Source organism: Streptomyces sp. NPDC101490 (assembly GCF_044767145.1).
GTDB lineage: Bacteria > Actinomycetota > Actinomycetes > Streptomycetales > Streptomycetaceae > Streptomyces.
Genome location: NZ_JBIWNI010000001.1, coordinates 441814 through 459061, shown reverse-complemented (window position 1 = coordinate 459061; position 17248 = coordinate 441814). Strand labels below are relative to the sequence as shown.

The window sequence follows — 17248 nt, the reverse complement described above, 5'->3', positions numbered from 1 at the left end:
GGTCTCCGCGATCACGCGAGTCCGGCGGCGATGGCCCGCCGCACGGCATCGGCCCGGTCCCTGATCCGGGCCTTGGCGAACAGGTTGTTGATGTGCGTCTTGACCGTGGCCTCGCTGATGAAGAGCTGTTCGGCGATCGCACGGTTCGGCAGCCCCCGTCCGATCAGGGCGAGGACCTCACGCTCACGTGGGGTCAGGTCCTCGGGCAGGGGTTCCTCCGGTGTGGAGTCCCGCGCCCCGGTCACGGCGGCGAGCAGCCGGTCGCGCACCTCCCGGTCCAGGACCGACTGACCGGCCGCGGCGGCCCGGATCGCGCGGGCGATGTCCTCACGGCCCGCGTTCTTCGTCAGATAGCCGCGGGCGCCCGCGGCCAGCGCGGCCATGATCGAGTCGTCGTCGGCGAACGTCGTCAGCACCACCACGGCCACGTCAGGATGCGTCTCGCCCAGTCGGCGGATCGCTTCCGTCCCGTCCATCACGGGCATGCGCAGATCCATCAGCACCACGTCGACCGGCCGTCCGGCGGCGATGTCCAGCACTTCGCGCCCGTTGGACGCGGTTCCGACGACGTCGATGTCCCCGGCCAGGGCGAGGACCATCGCCAGCGGCTCGCGCACCGAGGCCTGGTCGTCGGCGACGACCACGTTGATCAGGGGAGGGGCCGTCACTGACTCGGTCATGCCGGAATCACCACCTCGACCTTCCAGTGCCCCCGCCGGGGGCCGGACGGCACGAGTCCGGTCGTCACCGTTCCGCCCATCAGGGCGACGCGCTCACGGATGCCGATCAGACCCATCCCGCCGCCCGTGCCCACGGGCACCGGGAGCGTGCCCGGCCCGTTCAGGATGCTCAAGGTGGTCGTCCTCTCGTCGTACGACAGTGTCACGCGGACCGGGCCTCCGGGCGCGTGGCGCGTGGCGTTGGTCAGGGCCTCCTGCGCGATCCGCAGCAGGTCGTGCGCGGTCCGTGTCGGCAGCTCGCGCACCGTCCCGGTCACCGTGAGCGCCTGATGGTGACCGGACGACTCCAGCATCGCCGTCAGGCTCTCCAGCAGGGGAAGGCTCTCCTCGCGCAGCGCGCGGACCGTCCACTGTGCCTGCTTCAGGCTCTCCCGCACCAGGCTCCGCGCCTTGGCGTTCGCCTCCCGCGCCCGCTCCGGCTCTCCGACCTCGATGAGCGCGTCCGCCAGTTCCAGTTGCATCCCGATGCCGGCCAGGGAGTGCGCGAGAACGTCGTGGACGTCCCGCGCCACCCGGCTCCGTTCGGTCAGCACCAGCGCCCGCGCTTCGGCCCGCGCGGCCCGCTCGGCCGACGCGGCGGCCTCGATCGCCGCTTCGACGGCCCGGGCCCGGCTCCGCCCCGACATCCCCGCGAGCACCGGCGCCCCGGTGGACAGCCCGGCCATGAGGAGCAGCGCGTGCTGGCCCGGCTCGGCGCGGAACGCCAGGGCCGCGCCGCACAGCAGGCTCAGTGACACCGCGAGGACCGTGGCCGGTCCGGTGCTCAGCCGGTAGCCGATGAAGGCGGCGAGGAAGAAGGCGAAGAGCCACGCGGTCCCCGAGTCGGCGACGGCCATCAGGGCCGCCGCGGCGAGGACGCCGACCACCATCAGGGGCAGGAAGAGGCGCTGGGGGACGAGCCGCGCGGGTACGAGCCGGAGGGCGAAGACACCGAAGTTGACCAGGAAGAGCAGGGCCACGGCGAGACCACGGCCACTGGGGCCGAGCGGCCGTAGCGTGAACACCTCGACGAGGAAGAGGACCGCCGCCCACGCGCCCTGCCCGAACAGGCTGCGCCCCGTAAGCCACGGATCGGCTCCCCCGGTCTCGCGGGGGAGCCTCCAGTTCCTCACTGGCATGCTGCGACGATACGCCATGGTCACCCCAGTCGGCCGGTGAGCGGCGCGCTCGCCGTCTCGGGCCGCGTCGTACGGGTGACCGTAAGGCTGCGGACGAAGATGGTGGCCAGCCGGGTGACGACCTCGGTCACCGCCATGAGCAGGAGCGCGGTGACCCAGACCTGCTCGCCGGTGATCTGGTGCTGGACGCTGAACCTGCCGACGGTGTCGGCTCCGCCGTGGTCGACCCACAGCTGGAAGGCCATCCGGGAGCCCATGCCGAGCACCCACAGGACCGCCGAGACGGCCCCCGCCTTGATCATCAGCTCGCCGTTCAGCGAGCGGATCCGGGTGAAGACTCCCCCGGCGATGCCGAGCGCGGCGCCCACCGCGACGGTCGCCCCGATCAGGACGAGGTCGTTGCCTTCCGTGGGCAGACCGTGCAGGTAGCGGGAGGCGAAGAACGCCACGATGCCCAGGGGCAGCAGGTAGGACCTGGGTCCCAGCCGTCCTTCCCGCAGCTGCCTGAACACGATGAGGATGAGAGCGATGTCTACGAGCCAGTCGGTGAAAGTCATGCCTCCAGCATGTGGACGCTCGCCTTCTGACACCTGCACCCACGGGTGGAGGTACGGGTGGAGATGCCGGTCGCGGTGACCGGGGAGGCGCCCGTCAGGCGCCCGGCCTCCCGGGGCGGTCCCGTGGCCGGGGCGGCGCCCGTCCGGCGCCCGATCTCCCCGGGCGGTCCCGTGACCGGGGCCGTGCCGGTCACCGTCCGCCGAACGGGGCGCGCGGGCCGGGCGGCGTTGCGGGGGTGGTGTCGGGTGCCGCGCCATGGGCGGTGGCCGCCGGGGCCGGGTCGGGGGCGCAGGTCACGTCCCCGGTCGGGAGTTCACCGGTGGCCAGGTAGCGCGTGACGCGCGAGTCGGCGCAGCTGCTGGTCCCCCGGCCGTACACGCCGTGCCCCTCGCCCTCCTCGACGTACACCAGCCGGGAGCCCTTCAGGGCCCGGTGCAGTCCGCGGGCGGAGACCGGCGGGGTCTGTGAGTCCCACTCGTTCTGGACGATCAGCGCGGGCACCGCGTTGTCGACCCGGGTCGCGGGCTCGACCGGCCGCTCCCAGAAGGCACAGGGCACGATGTTGGACACCGAGTCGCCGAAGAACGGGTAGCGGGCGCTGTCGCGACGGCTGTCGGCCCGGTACCGGGCGGGGTTCGTGGGCCAGCGGACGTCACCGCAGACGACGGCGATGTACGAGGCGAGGTCGTTGTCGGTGGGGACGTACGGCGGCTGGGGTTCGACGGGCTTGCCGGCGGCGGCGTCCCGCAGCTTCACCAGAAACGCGGCGCCGAGCGCGGGACGGTACATGTCCCAGCGCATCCAGTCGCGGATCTCGGCCCCGGTGTACGGGTGGCCGCCGAGGTCGATGGGGGTGCGGTCGGCGCGCTCGACCAGGTCCCAGAAGAGCCGGGTGACCTCGGCGGGGGTGTCGCCGACCCCGTACGTCGAGGAGTGTTCGGCGGTCCACCGCGCCCACCGGCGGAACGCCGGCTCCGCCTCCGAGGCCCAGCCCCGCACCATGCCCCGCCACACCCGCTTCGGGTCGACGGCGCTGTCCAGGACGAAGCGGTCGGCGCGCCCGGGGAACATCTGGGTGTAGACGGCGCCCAGGTAGGTGCCGTAGGAGAGGCCGAAGTAGGAGATCCGCCGTTCGCCGAGGGCGGCCCGGAGCCGGTCCATGTCACGGGCGGTGTTGCGGGTGGTGAAGTGGGCGATGTCGGGGGTGCGGGCCCGGCACTTGGCGGCGAGGTCGCGGGCCCAGTCGACGTCCTTGGCGAAGGTGGCGTCCCGGTAGGGGCGGAAGGTGAGCCGTTCGTCGCGGGTGGTGGTGCCGCAGGACACGGGGCTGCTGGCGCCCACGCCGCGCGGGTCGAAGCCGATGAGGTCGTACTGGTCCTTCACCGACCGGGGCAGGGTCTCGGCCATCCACAGGGGGTAGAACAGGCCGGAGCCACCCGGCCCTCCGGGGTTGAACAGCAGGACGCCGCGGCGCTTGGCGGGGTCGGCGGCCTTGATGCGGGAGACCGCCATGTCGATGGTCCGGCTGCCGGGGTCGCGGTGGTCCACCGGGACGGGGAGCACGGCGCACTCGACGGTGGCGGGGAGACCGGGGCCGCAGGTGCCCCAGGTGAGCGTCCGGCCGCTGGGGGCGGGGGCGGACGCGGCGGCGGCGCTGGGGAGGGCGGGGGCGAGGGCCGCGGTGAGTCCCAGGGCTATCGCGGGGGTGATCAGTCGTCCAGGGCGCATGGATGCCTTCGGCTAGCGGGTGGCCGGAACCCGGGGGTCGGCGGGCCGCGGGACGCGGTCGGCCGGGTGGCGGGACCGGGCAACGGGGGATGGTGCCGTACGAAGGCCCGGAGGGACGGACCGTGGAGCTGCGCAAAGAGTAACGGTCATTGGGCATAAGGGAGTTGCCCGTCCAGGAATTGGATCAGCGAGGGCGCTGGGCCGAGTGCCAGTACGGGCGGGTGCGCCACGGGCGCCGCAACCTGACCGTGTCAGTTGGTCATATGACGATCCGTCAGCAGATGTGGTTCAAGCCGCTGGTGGCCGGTCGACCGCCCGAGTAGGGGCCGGTCGCGGCCCGGCCGTCGGGCCGGTCGGCGCCGGTCAGTCGGTCGGCGCCGGTCAGTCGGTCGGTCGCGGCGAGCCCGTACCGTGCCGTCCGGCGCGTGGGGCGGGGACGCTCCGTTCCCGGCCGGGAGGGCGAACCGCGCGGCGACCGGGAGCGGGTCTCACCGAACGGTGGGCCCGCCCCGGGCGCCGCCGCCTCAGCCGGTCTGCCGCATCCACGCCCACAGCGCGGGCCACTTGGCCGAGATCGCCCTGGGGCCGTCGACGATGCCGGTGTCGGTGAAGAAGACGACCTGGTCGTCCTTGACCGCCATGAACTTCCAGCGGGCCTCGGGTACGGCGATCACGTCGTCGAACCCGGCCTTGAAGGCCTCGGGGAGGAACTTCCACTTGTTCGCGATCAGGCCGGTCTCGACCATCGCGGTGTCGGTGAAGAAGCAGTAGCGGTCCGCCGACAGGGCCAGGTACTTCACCGGGGCGGTCCCCGCGCGCACCGGGTCCAGGCCGGTGAGCGGGGCACCGGCGAGCCAGGTCCTCACATGGGGCCACTTGGCGGCGACGGTGGTCCGCTCGATCAGCTTGTCCTCCGTGAGCAGGGCCACCTCTTCGCCCTTGACCAGGACGTACGTGTGCGGGGCACCGGGGCCGCCGGAGACGGTGGCCGGGTCCTGGACGACCCCGGCCACGGGGACGTCCGTCCAGAACGCCTCGGGCAGCACCGTGCCCCAGCGGGAGGCCGGATCCGCCCCGGCCGGGCCCCCGACGGGCGCGACGCGGGAGATCCCGGCGTCGGTGAACTCGACCGACCAGCCGCCGAACAGGGCCGTGTGGCGCCAGCCGCCGGGCGCCCGCGTGACGGTGACCGCGGGGATCCGGTCGTGGACGGTCCGGGGCGGCGGGCCGACCGGCGCGGCCGGGACGGTGGCCTTGTCACCGTAGGCGTGCGTGGAGACCGTCGTGCCGGAGGCGTCGCGGAGCACGGCCACGTCCCCGGCGTCGTTCCACAGCGACCGGCCCGACGCGAAGGAGAACCCGCCGCTCTCGGGGTGGACCTCGTTGGTGTACACCCGCACCGACCGGCCGGCGTCGAGGACATGGGCGGGAAAGACGAAGTCCTGTCCGGTGTCACCGGCGTTCAGCCGCCACCCGGTCAGAGACGCGGCCGCGGTGCCGGTGTTGGTGATCTCCACGTACTCGTCGGCCTGGGTCCGGGCCACGGCGCCCTTGGCGTGCACCGTGCCGATCACGACCTCGGAGGTCGCCGGACGCGCGGTGACGGGCACGTCGACGGTGGTGAACCCGTACATGCCGCAGGCGAAGCCGACCGTCACGGCGTGCTCCCCGGCGGTGAGGGCGACGAAGGAGGCGGAGGCGCCCACGGCGGGCACGCCGCCCTTGGAACCGTCGTGGGGGTCGGCCTCGAAGCGGCAGCCGCGCGGCGGGGTCCAGCGGGGGTCGACGTCCACGGAGTAGGTCCAGCCCGGCTCGCTGCAGGCGACGGGCTTCTCCGACGGCGTCCCCCCGGCGCCCGAGAACCCGAACACGACCGTGGTGATCAGATACGCCGCCGGGGGACGGGTCCCGCTCCCGCCGGACGCCCGCAGCTCCAGGGTGAACGGCCGTCCCACGACCACCGGCCCCTCGGGCGCGGTCACCTCCAGCAGACCGTCCTTCGACGTCACGACACGCGTGCCCACAAAGACCCCCTCGTACCTCGCTGCCCCGGCCTCCCGCCGGGTGACAGCGGGAGCATAGGAGACCGCCCGGCTGCGCGGCCCCGACGACCGAGGGAAGCGGCTCTTTCAAGCCGACCCGAGCGAGGGGGGGCTGCCCGCTCCGGGGCGTCCTCCCCCGCTCAGGCCCTCGTCCCTGGTCAGCTACCCGACGGCCCGCATCCTGCCGACGTCGCGGCCTTCACGACGACCCGCGGGATCGTGCGGGACCTCCAGGGCGGCGAGGACCGTCAGACGGCCGGGCGGGTGCGCGGGCTGGAACGGCGGGCGATCGGCACTCGGCCGGTTCCGCCGGGCGGGTTGTCCGGAACGGGGCTTCAGACTCACGACAGCACGAACGTACTGTGCGCATGCGGACCGCTACGGAACGTACGCGAGGCGGGGTGCGGGCACCTCGTCCGCCCTGCCTTCGCCATCTCCCCGCGCACCGTCCGGTCCCTCTTCCAGCAGCTCCAGCCGATGAGAGGTGTGGAACGCCCGTGGTTCTTCCCGACCGTGCTCCGACCCAGCCCGCCACCGCGCTGACGCGCGATCTGAACGCGTCCGTCATCGTGCCCGACCCGGCTTCGGACGCCGAGGCCGCGTTCGCCTCCCGGGGGCTGATCGCCGCGCTGCCCGCCGACTTCACCGTCGACAAGGAGGACGGCGGCCCGGTGCCCGCCTGGTCCCTGGCGCCGTTCCAGTTCCTCACCGGCCAGGCCCCGGACACCGTCAACCCGAGCCTGTGGCGCAATGCCCTGCTGAACATGAACGCGGGCCTGTTCGAGGTGGTCGAGAACGCCGTCTACCAGGTCCGGGGCATGGACCTGTCCAACATCACCTTCCTGGAGGACCCCACCGGAGCCTCCCGGGACATCGTCGTCGTCGACCCCCTCATCAGCGAGGAGACCGCCGCCGCCGCGCTCGCGCTCTACCGCGAGCACCGGGGCGACGACCGGATCATCCGGGCGGTGATCTTCACCCACTCCCACCTCGACCACTACGGCGGCGTGCTCGGACTGTGGGCCGACCGGACCCTCCCCGAAGGCGTCGAGATCATCGCCCCCGACGGCTTCCTGGAGCACGCCGTCAGCGAGAACGTCTACGCCGGGAACGCCATGCAGCGCCGCGCCCAGTTCATGTACGGCTCCCTGCTGGAACGCTCCGCGCAGGGACAGGTGGACGCCGGGCTCGGCAAGGCGAACTCCCTCGGCACCTCGGGGCTCCTCGCCCCGACCTTCACCGTCACCTCGGACATCGCGACGCCGGGCATCGTCCACACCTTCGGGCCGGTCGCCATCGAGTTCCAGCTCACCCCCGGCACCGAGGCCCCGGCCGAGCTGAACTTCTACCTTCCCGACGTCCGGGCCCTGTGCATGGCGGAGAACGCCACCCCCACCCTCCACAACCTCTACAGCCTGCGCGGCGCGCAGGTCCGTGACGCGAAGGCGTGGTCGGAGTTCCTGATCCAGTCCGCCGACTGGTACGCCGACCGCTCCGACTCCCTCTTCGCCTCGCACTTCTGGCCCCGCTGGAACAGCGAGGAAGCACCCGGGACGGTCCTCTCGTTCCTGACCTCGCAGGCCGACCTGTACCGGTACCTGCACGACCAGGCACTGCGGCTGGCCAACCACGGCCGGACCATGACGGAGATCGGCGAGGAACTCGACAGCGCCGTACCGGAGTCCCTGGCGGGCCAGTGGTTCAACCGGGGCTACTACGGCACCGTCAACCACGACTCCAAGGCCGTCTACCAGCGCTATCTGGGCTGGTACGACGGCAACGCGGCGCACCTGCACACCCTGCCGCCCGAGGAGGCGGGCGCCCGGTACGTCGACGCCTTCGGCGGCGCCGACAAGGTCGTGGACATAGCCCGGGCGGCCTTCGACGACGCCAAGACCGCGCAGGACTACCGGTTCGCCGCCGAACTCCTCACCCACGTGGTCTTCGCCGATCCCACGAACAGCGACGCCCGCGGCCTCCAGGCCGATGTCCTCGAACAGCTCGGATACCAGGCCGAGAGCGGCCCCTGGCGCAACTTCTACCTCGCCGCCGCCAACGAACTGCGCGTCCGTCCGGCGGACAGCCCGGTCGCCCTCCCCTCGCCCCAGATCATCACCCCGCCGGTCCTCGCCGCCATGCCGCTGGACATGCTCTTCGACTACCTCGGCATCCGTCTCAACGGACCGAACGCGGCCGACCACCCCCTCACCATCGGCCTCACCGTCACCGACGGCATCCCGGGCGACCCCACCACCTACACCCTGCGGGTGCGCAGCGGGGTCCTCGTGCAGTACCCCGGCACCCTGGAGCCCGCCACCGATGCCGTCTACGGCATCACCAGGGCCGGACTCAACGACCTCACCATCTCCGCCGCGACCCCCGACCAGCTCCTCGCCGACGGCACGCTCACCATCACCAGCGGCACCATCGACCCGCTCAACACGCTCGACGGACTCCTCGACACCTTCGAGTACTGGTTCGGGCTGACCACCCCCTGAGCCCGGCCCGGGGGGGGGGGGGGGGGGGGGGGGGGGCCGGGGCGGGCCCCCCCCCCCCCCCCCCCCCCCCCCCCCCCCCCCCCCCCCCCGCCGTCCAGCGCTCCGGCCCTCCGGGCTCGGCCCCGTGAATGTCCGTGGTCACAGGGGAGTTGATGTTCGACCATGACCGGCCTACCCTCACTTAGGCAACCCTAACTTCGCATGGAGGGTGGTCGGGTGACCAAGGAGAACGTGCGGCTGGGCACCGTACAGGAGACACTGCTCATCCCGCTGTACGGGCGCGCGCTCGACGCGCGGGCCCGCCACCCGGTCCTGGGGGACACCGAGGCGCTGAGGATGGTCGAGCGCATCGACTACGACTTCGCGAAGTTCCGCGGGCCCTCGCTGGGCGGCTGCGTGCTGCGCAGTGCGATCTTCGACGGGTGGGTGCGCCGGTTCCTCGCGGAACACCCCGACGGGACGGTGGTCGAACTCGGAGCCGGGCTCGGCACCCGTTCGCGCCGCCTCGACAACGGGCGGGCCCGCTGGTTCGACCTCGACCTGCCGGACACCGTGGAGCTGCGGCGGCGGTTCCTCACCGACTCCGCACGGACCACGACCCTCGCGGCCTCCGTGCTGGACACCGACTGGTTCGAGCGGGTCGCGGAGAGCGGCGGGCCGTACTTCTTCGTCAGCGAGGCCGTCCTGCTCTACTTCGACGAGGAGCAGGTCCGCTCTGTCGTACGGGCTCTGGCGAGCCGCTTTCCCGGGGCAAGCCTGAGCTTCGACACCGGCGGCGGCACCATGATGCGCCATCAGGACCGCAACCCGGTGTTCAAGGCGGTCGACGCACGAATGACCTGGACCTGCGACGACCCGAAGGCCCTGGAGAGCTGGGGGCTGAGGCTGCGCGAGAGCAGGACGTTCGCCACGCCGCAGCCGGACGTGGCCCGGACCTGGCCATGGCGCCACCGTTACGGCATGCCCGTGTTCGCACGTCTGGTACCGCCCGCCGTCAACACCTACCGGATGAACCTCTTCACCCTGGAGACGGAGCAGTGACCTCCGCGGCCCTCGGAGCACACATCCAGGGCGCCTCCGCGTGGGTGCCGCTGCCGGACGGGCGGCGGCTCCACGCGATGGTCCGGCCCGGAACGCGGCCGGACGGACCGACCGTCGTGTTCGAGGCCGGGGCCGGTGCGGGCCGGTCCTCGTGGGCCCTGGTGCAACCGGCCGTCGCGCCCCACGCCCGGGCTGTCGCCTACGACCGCTCCGGCCTCGGGCGCAGCGCCCCCGATCCGGCCGGCCGCACTCTGACCAGGATGGCCGACGACCTCGGGGCACTGCTCGACCACTTCGGACCCGGCCCCTTCGTCCTGGTCGGGCACAGCGCGGGAGGTCCGCTGGTCCGGCTCGCCGCCGCACGCGGGCCGGGGCGGGTCGTCGGCCTGGTCCTGGTGGACCCCACGGACGAGGCCGCCGACGTACTCTTCAGCAGCCGGTTCCGCCGGATGGAGCGGGTGGCCCTCGCCGTCGGCCGTACCCTCGCCGCCCTCGGACTGCTGCGGCCGCTGTTCCGCGGCCAGCTCGCCCTGCTTCCCGAGGACGCCCGCCGGGACATGGCCCGTGAGGGCTTCACCTCGGAGGTTCTGCGCACCCAGCGGCGCCAGGCCCGTACCTACCTGGACGAGCTGGCAGCCTGGCGCGACGCCCCACCGGACACCGGTGACATCCCGGTCACGGTGATCTCCGGCGGCCTCCCCGGCGACGGCATGGACCGCGCCCTGCGTGCCGCGGCGAACACCTCCCACGCCCATCGCGCCGACCGGGCGCCGGCGGGCAGGCACGTCGTCGCGGCGAAGTCCGGCCACTACGTACCGCTGACCGAACCCGAGCTCGTCGTCCGCGAGATCCTGGCACTCCTGCCCGGCTGACCCGTCCGCGGCCCCGGGGAGGAACGCGGAAGGCCCGCCGGAACCGAGGTTCCGGCGGGCCTTCCCGAGCCGTGACGCGCCTGATCGTGTCCTGCCCGGTCACGGGCCGTCAGCCGGTCCGGCTCAGTGAGGTGTCACTTGCCGAGGAAGGCGTTGTGCACCGTGACCATCGACTGGTTGCCCTGCTTGTCGGTGACGACGGCCTTCAGGGAGACCGCCTTGCCCTTCTCCGGCGCGCGTACGGTGATCTTGCCCGCGCCGACCGGGACGGACTGCCAGCTCTGGCCGTCGTACGAGACCTGGACCCGCAGCGTCTTCAGGTTGGCACCGGCCGCCGCGCCCTGCACCACGACGGGGAAGGTCTGCTTGACGCCCGCCGGAGCGGTGGAGTCCAGCGCGAGGTTCGGCTGGAAGCGGACCGTCGAGACCGGCAGCTCCACCGGGCCGGTGGCGCTACGGGCCGAGGTGAAGGTCCACGAGGCGTCGATCCTCGTCCCGGTGCGGTTGTACTTCGGGTTGCGGTTGACCGTGGTCGCCACCGTGTACTTCGCGGACTCCGGCGTCAGCGTGAAGCTCTCCCGGTCGACGGCGGCGTCCTTCTGCGCGTACAGCACTCCGTTGCGGTGGACGGTGGTGGTCGCACCGGCGTACCGGGCGATGCCGTAGTGGCCCGCCCCGTCACTGACCATCGTGAACGCGCCGTAGATGTCGTCGCCGTCGCGGACGATCCCCTCGCCCGCCCCCATCCGCGGCCCCAGGACACCGACGTTGACGTTCCTGGTGTGCGTCGACCCCGGCTTCAGCTGGGGCTCGGTGGCGAGGAGGAACTCCGCGTCGATGGGCCGGCCGCCGTCAGGGCCCGCTTCGCCCAGCACGCTCGCGCCGAAGCTCCAGCTGATCCCGTCGTCCGTGCTGACGTACAGCTTCTGGGTGCCCGGCGCCGGGTGGGCGGGGTAGTGGTCGACGAAGCCGCCCGCCTCGGGCAGTGAGCCCTCGGCCGTGAGACCTCCGGCGAGGCCGGGCGCCGACGCCCCGAAGCCCACCTTGACCAGGGCCAGATCCTTCGCCTTGTAGACCTTGTCGTAGCCGGTGGCCAGCTCCTGGACCACACCGCCCGCGAGGGTCTGGTAGACACTGGTGCCCCGCTCCCAGCGGGCCGACCACTGCTGGGTGAGGGTGGCGTCCGTCCCCACCGAACCGTGCCGCGCGGTGCGGATGTTCTCGAAGCTCCGCGCGTCGATGCCATGGGCGTACCCGGAGTCGGGCGTCCCGATCGTGTAGAACATTCCCACGCGCGTCTGCTGGGCGGCCGCGTCCGGCACCTTGACCGTCACCGGCCGGGTGGTCCGGGCGTCGAGGGTGACGGTGGTGGGGCCGGTCACCGAGAACCGCGGGTTGTGGATCAGATCCAGGCCCTTCTTCGGGTCCGTCGGATCGACCTGCATGTCGGCCTGGAGGTTGTAGGTACCGCGCGGCAGCCGGACCGTCGCGGAACCGGACGCCAGATCCGGGAGGAACTGCAGGCCGTCGGCGAGGCCCTGGTAGCCGTACAGATCGGCCCCCCAGACGGCGCCGGGCGCGTCGGCCCGTCCGACGGTGTCGAAGGTGACGTCGTACGACTCGACCTCACGGTCCACCGTGGCCGGGGTGCGCACGCTCTGACCGCCCCCGGACGCGACGACCGTGGCCGAGTACGAGCCGTCGACCGCGCCGCCGATACGGGTGTCGGCCGTCAGGTCCACCGACGTGGTGCCGCCCGCCGGGACCGTGATCCGCTGCGCCCCGAGGGTGAAGAACCCGGCGGGCGCGGGCTGTCCGTCGCCGCCGGTGGGTGCCGCCAGTGACAGGTCGAGCGTCACGTCGGCGGTGCCGCTGTTCCGGTAGGTGACCTGCTTGGTGGTCGGTGTGTCGTCGTTGTGGGGCCACTGCTGGCGGCCCAGGTGGACCGGGCCGCCTTCGGAGAAGACCGTCTGGTCGATCGCCCGGTCGACGGAGAGCCGGCCCGCGCCCTGCTCGAAGACCGAGTGGGTGCCGCCCTTGGCCGAGCCGGTCAGGGCCGCCTTGAGCTGTGCGCCGGTCCAGGTGGGGTTCTTCTGCTTGAGGAGCGCCGCGGCGCCCGCGACGTGCGGGGTCGCCATCGACGTGCCGTCCAGGCCGACGTAGCCCGGCGGGTTCTGCCCCGGGGTGCCGGCCGCGGCGGCGGCCGAGATCCCCACTCCGGGAGCGCTGATGTCGGGCTTGACCGCGTGGTCCTCCTTGCGGGGGCCGAGCGCGGAGAAGGGGGCGAGCTGGTCGTTGTCGTCGACGGCACCGACGGTCAGGGCCTCGACGGCGCTGCCAGGCGAGTTGACCGTGCCCGGACGCGGATCCCCGAGGTTGCCCGCGGCGACGGCGAACAGGACGCCCTTCTCCGCGGAGACCTTGTTGACGTGGGCTTCCAGCGGGTCGATCCCGGGGCGGTCGGTGCTGCCGAGGCTCAGGTTGACGATGTCGGCGCCCTGGGCAACGGCCCAGTCGATCCCGGCGATGGACTCGGAGTCGCTGCCGTAGCCGTAGTCGTCCAGCACCTTGGCGCTGATCAGCTGCGCCCCGGGGGCCACGCCCTTGAAGCGGCTGTCCTTCGCTCCCGTACCGGCCGCGATGGAGGCGACGTGCGTGCCGTGCCCGACTCGGTCCACGGCGTCCGGGGAGCGGCTGAAGTTGCGTGCCGCCGCCACCCGGCCCGCCAGGTCCGGGTGGGTGTCGTCGATGCCGGTGTCCAGGACCGCGATCTTCACACCGGTGCCGTCGAGCGAGCGGCCCCAGGCCGCCGGGGCGCCTATCTGACCGGTGGAGCGGTCGAGCGACGCCTTCCGCACGCCGTCCAGCCAGATCTTCGCGATGCCGGAGGTCCTGGCCGCCGAGCCGTCACTCTGGGGACGGGTCAGGGCGTCCCACAGCGACTCCGTGCTGTCGGTTGCGCTGGTGACGGCATCGGCGCCGAGGGACGACAGGGTCCGGCTGAGGGTGGTGCCGTGGGAGGCGCGCACCTCGGTACGGGCGGACCCGGCCGCCGCTCCCTTGTAGCCGACGATCACCTTGAGCCCGCCCCGGTAGGCCTTGCGGCTCTCCGGCTCGGCGAGTCCGGTGATGTCGAACAGCCGCTGGTCGAGCGTGCCGTCGGCGACCAGCCGCCGGGCGTCACGCGGCATCACATAGGTGCGTCCTTCGTGGACCTGGGTGAAGAAGGGGATGTCCTCCCGGCCCTTGGCCCGCTCGATACCGGCGACGCGGCCCTTGGAGTCCACGAGGACCCGGTCGCCGGTGATCAGGACGACGGTGTGCACGGCCTTGCCGCTCGTGCCGGCGTTCTTGACGCCGACCGGTGACGCCGTGTCCCGGCCGCCGCTCTGTGCCGACACCGGGCCTGCCATGCCCGCCGTCAGGGCTACGGCGGCAGCGGCGGCGATGGTGGCCGCGTACGCCTTCTTTACTGGTTTGCGCAAAACTCCCCCTGCTCAGGAGTGAATCGGGCGGGCGGGGGCCCGGCCCGTGCGGGGGCGTGTTCAGACACACGTACGCCCCGGATTCCCGAAGTATGCCGAGGCCGTTCCGACGCACTCAATGATCGTTTCGTAACAGGAACTTGATGAAATGAAGACGTCCTCCAGATCATCCGCGCAGCCCGGATTCCTGACACATGTGGACATGCGAACGTGCGGACCTGGGGATATGGGGGCGGAAGGGGCGGGCTGTCTTCTGCCCCGCGCTCCCCGCACACCGCCGTGAGCACCCGTCAGCGACCTTGATGACGGGCTCACCCGCCACCGCGCCCGACCATGAGCCGTGACACGGCACACGCGGACCGGCACCACATCCGTCTCACAGCAGCCGCACAGCCCGTCGAAGCCTGCGCAATTCGCTGTTTGCTACTGGTACTTCGACGCCTCGTCGAGTCCCGGCGAGTCTCGGCGAGTGCCCCCCGAGGAGAGGGCGGCGGGGTCGACCCGGGCCGCCTTCGCGGCCGAGACTCCGTCGCTCCCCCGCCTGACATGCTCTTCGCCTTGGCCCCCAGCCCCGACCGGCCCGGCCCGGCCCCTACGACACCGGTCGCCGACAGTGTTCGCGCCAGGATGCTCCTGGAGGGTGGGGCGGACTGTCCCCGCCACTCACTCACTACAGGTTGGTACTTCGGCTCTCGCGTGACGCCGGTCCGGGAAGCCCCCTCCACCGGAACCGCATCGAGATCACCCGTGTGACTCCGATTCATTGTCGGCCAGTCGGCCGAGGCGTAGCCGATGTGGTCGATGAGTGCGTTTCGGGATCGGGCACGGGCCCTTCCCCTGTGTGGGCGGCAGGGTCAAGGTCCGTGGGTTCGATCCTCAGCGTCGAGGCGTGGTGACGCCCGTCTCAGCGGAAGTCCGCCGCGTGGTCCACAGCCCACTCCCGGAAGGACCGGGCGGGGGTGCCCGTGATGCGCTCCACCTCGCCGTTGACCGGCTCCGGATCGTCGAGCATCCGCACCTGGGCCGGCAGCACGGCCTCCACCAGCTCAGCCGGGTAACCGGCGGCCTTCATCTGATCGACTGCCTCGTCCAGGGTGATCTCCTCGAACCGCAGCGGCCGCCCGATCGCCTCACCGATCAGCGCCAACTGCCTTTTCTGGCTGATCAGTTCGGGGCCGGTGATCAGGGGGTGCGCGCCGAGCAGGGCGTCGGTCGTCAGCGCCTGAACGGCGACGGCGGCCATGTCCGCCTCGTGGATCAGCGGGCGGGCCAGCCCGGCCAGCGGCGCCCGTACCGCACCGGTCGAACGGATCTGCTCCGCCCAGCCCAGCGTGTTGCTCGCGAACCCGGTCGGCCGCAGTGCGGTCCACTCCAGACCCGACGCCTCGATCAGCCGCTCCAACTCGGTGTGGAACATGGTGATCGCCTCGCCCGGTTCCTCCTGCCCGCTCCCGACCCCGGCGGACGACAGGTACACCACCCGCCGGGCATGCTTCCTGATCGCGTCGATCACGTCCGCCGCGCCCTCGGCGCCCAGGCACGGCCACACCAGGAAGACCGAATCGACGCCCTCCAGAGCCGCGTCCAGCGACGCGGGATCACCGAGATCGCCGCGTACCGTCTGCACACCCTCCGGGAAATCCGCCTCCCTTCTCACCAGCGCCCGTACGGGCACGCCCGCCGCGTGCAGTCGGGCCACCACCGCGCCGCCGACCCTTCCGGTCGCGCCGGTCACCAGGATCCTGGACTGCGTCATCGGAACTCCTCGTCTCGATCGATGACACGACTCTCGTACCTCGACCACGGTTCAGGTCAAGCACCGGTGGGCCGGACCGGCCGTCAGGCGCTGTGCCGACCTCCGAAGCGGCATCGACCACCAGGCGCCACTGGCCGAATGGCGGCCGAAGGGGCCGACCACGTAGCAACGCCGCAATCCGCAGGGGGAGAGTTCTCCCTCCTCGGCGGCCGGATTCTGTCCACAGAGCCGCGATCAGAGCAGCAGATCGGGGCACCAGCACCCTTGCCGTTCCCCCGACAGCACCCATTCAAGTGCGGTGGCCGGGCTGCGGAGTGGCCAGGGGTGGTCATGGACCGGCTGCCTCGATGCCGCGAAGTACGGAGTCGCCCCGGAGTGCGGACTCCGAGAACGGTCAGCCGACGCGGGCGGCTCGGATCACACCGACCAGGTACCGGATCCAGCCGACTGTCAGGGCTGCCAGAAAGGCTCCTGTAGCTGCCCGAAGGGCACTTCCGAGATTCGACTCGGAATCCGTCGCACCTGTGAGCACCAGAGTGATCACGAACAGGAGCACGAACGCGAGGGTCGACAGGGCGACTTGAGCAATGGTTTTCAAGGCTCGAACCTCCTTCTATCTGATGCCTCAGAGGGTCTGTGCCCTTCGTCAAGGACGTGGTGCCGGGTATGGAAGTGTTTGGGGTGGTCATGCGGAGAGAGCGGTGGTTCTGGACTCACAGAAGGTGCCGTCGCCGAGCGCGGCGAAATTTCCTTGACCGTATAGAATATTACGGCGACTCCCAGCGCAATCTCGGACCCTCCCCATACTGCAGACCAGCCGTCTTCCTGGACATTCTCGAATCCACTCACCAGCAGAAAGGGAAGGAAGAAGAGGAGGGGAGACAGCTTGTATTTTCCCATGTGGGCTCCTGTCGAAGACTGAGTCACGCAGGGTTGGCAGGGGGCCGGACAGACCCCTGCCGACAGAAGAGCTAACGGCAGCTTCGCTTGCCGGCTGGCCCATCCGTCCGTACCTACGCGCGATCGAAACGGAGGAAGCGATCGGACGCCTGAGGCTCGCCGAACCTCCCAGGGGCGTCGATGTGCTGATGGCCCCAGGAGGCTGCTGGCCGGTCCGGCGAGTGATCTGTCTAGTGGGTCTCCTCGGTTTCCCCGGCTGCTCCGTCCGCGCCTCTCGCGGAACGCGCCGCGCGGCGCTCGGCGATCCAGGCCGTGGCCAGCACTACGGAGGAGCAGAAGAAGAGACGCTGGCCGTCGCGGCTTCCGTACGCGAAGGAAGCGATCACTCCCAGGAAGAGGACGAGTATCCCCGCCCAGAAGGCACCGACCGCTTCTCTGCTCGCCCTTCTGGTTTCGGATGTTCTTTCTTTCATGTCCTGATCCCGTTCTCGAATTCCCTGATGCGATCGA

The 17248-nt window shown here is 71.7% G+C and carries 11 protein-coding genes; 3 read left to right on the top strand and 8 right to left on the bottom strand.

Translation table 11 applies throughout. The annotated features are described in order from the left end of the window. Nucleotides 1–11: 11 nt before the first annotated feature. The 5 genes from ACIRQY_RS01945 to ACIRQY_RS01925 all read right to left on the bottom strand — a co-directional run bounded on the left by ACIRQY_RS01945 (nt 12) and on the right by ACIRQY_RS01925 (nt 6168). The gene (locus ACIRQY_RS01945) at nt 12–680 is read right to left on the bottom strand and encodes a response regulator (RefSeq protein ID WP_403921675.1); all 669 of its coding nucleotides are present in this window, start codon (nt 678–680) and stop codon (nt 12–14) included. After that, nucleotides 677–1858 (bottom strand): sensor histidine kinase, encoded by a 1182-nt coding sequence (locus tag ACIRQY_RS01940; RefSeq protein ID WP_403921674.1) that lies wholly within the window; start codon nt 1856–1858, stop codon nt 677–679. Before ACIRQY_RS01940 ends, ACIRQY_RS01945 begins: the two co-directional genes overlap by 4 nt. A gap of 20 nt (nt 1859–1878) precedes the next feature. Continuing rightward, a complete protein-coding gene (locus tag ACIRQY_RS01935) occupies nt 1879–2415 on the bottom strand; it encodes a hypothetical protein (RefSeq protein WP_403921672.1) in 537 nt (178 codons plus the stop codon). Nucleotides 2416–2605: 190 nt separating this feature from the next. Further along, a complete protein-coding gene (locus ACIRQY_RS01930) occupies nt 2606–4144 on the bottom strand; it encodes an alpha/beta hydrolase (RefSeq protein WP_403921671.1) in 1539 nt (512 codons plus the stop codon). A gap of 524 nt (nt 4145–4668) precedes the next feature. Further along, a complete protein-coding gene (locus ACIRQY_RS01925) occupies nt 4669–6168 on the bottom strand; it encodes a lamin tail domain-containing protein (RefSeq protein ID WP_403921669.1) in 1500 nt (499 codons plus the stop codon). Between the two features lie 515 nt (nt 6169–6683). Here ACIRQY_RS01925 and ACIRQY_RS01920 point away from each other — a divergent pair. From ACIRQY_RS01920 to ACIRQY_RS01910, 3 genes are all read left to right on the top strand, one after another. Beyond that, a complete protein-coding gene (locus ACIRQY_RS01920) occupies nt 6684–8684 on the top strand; it encodes an alkyl/aryl-sulfatase (RefSeq protein ID WP_403921668.1) in 2001 nt (666 codons plus the stop codon). Between the two features lie 216 nt (nt 8685–8900). Then, on the top strand, nt 8901–9725 hold the full coding sequence (locus tag ACIRQY_RS01915; protein WP_403921666.1) for a class I SAM-dependent methyltransferase: 825 nt from the start codon (nt 8901–8903) through the stop codon (nt 9723–9725). Beyond that, complete coding sequence (locus ACIRQY_RS01910; protein WP_403921664.1) at nt 9722–10597, top strand: alpha/beta fold hydrolase; 876 nt, start codon at nt 9722–9724, stop codon at nt 10595–10597. Before ACIRQY_RS01915 ends, ACIRQY_RS01910 begins: the two co-directional genes overlap by 4 nt. Nucleotides 10598–10731: 134 nt before the next feature. On the opposite strand, the gene ACIRQY_RS01905 is transcribed toward ACIRQY_RS01910, so the two are convergent. The 3 genes from ACIRQY_RS01905 to ACIRQY_RS01895 form a co-directional block, all read right to left on the bottom strand. Further along, nucleotides 10732–14082: a S8 family peptidase gene (locus ACIRQY_RS01905; protein WP_403921662.1), complete on the bottom strand. Its 3351-nt coding sequence runs from the start codon at nt 14080–14082 to the stop codon at nt 10732–10734. Nucleotides 14083–14986: 904 nt separating this feature from the next. Then, nucleotides 14987–15838, bottom strand: a complete 852-nt coding sequence (locus tag ACIRQY_RS01900) for an NAD(P)H-binding protein (RefSeq protein ID WP_403921660.1) — start codon at nt 15836–15838, stop codon at nt 14987–14989. Between the two features lie 394 nt (nt 15839–16232). Beyond that, nucleotides 16233–16436, bottom strand: coding sequence for a hypothetical protein (locus tag ACIRQY_RS01895; protein WP_403921658.1), 204 nt, complete (start codon nt 16434–16436; stop codon nt 16233–16235). Nucleotides 16437–17248: the final 812 nt, after the last annotated feature.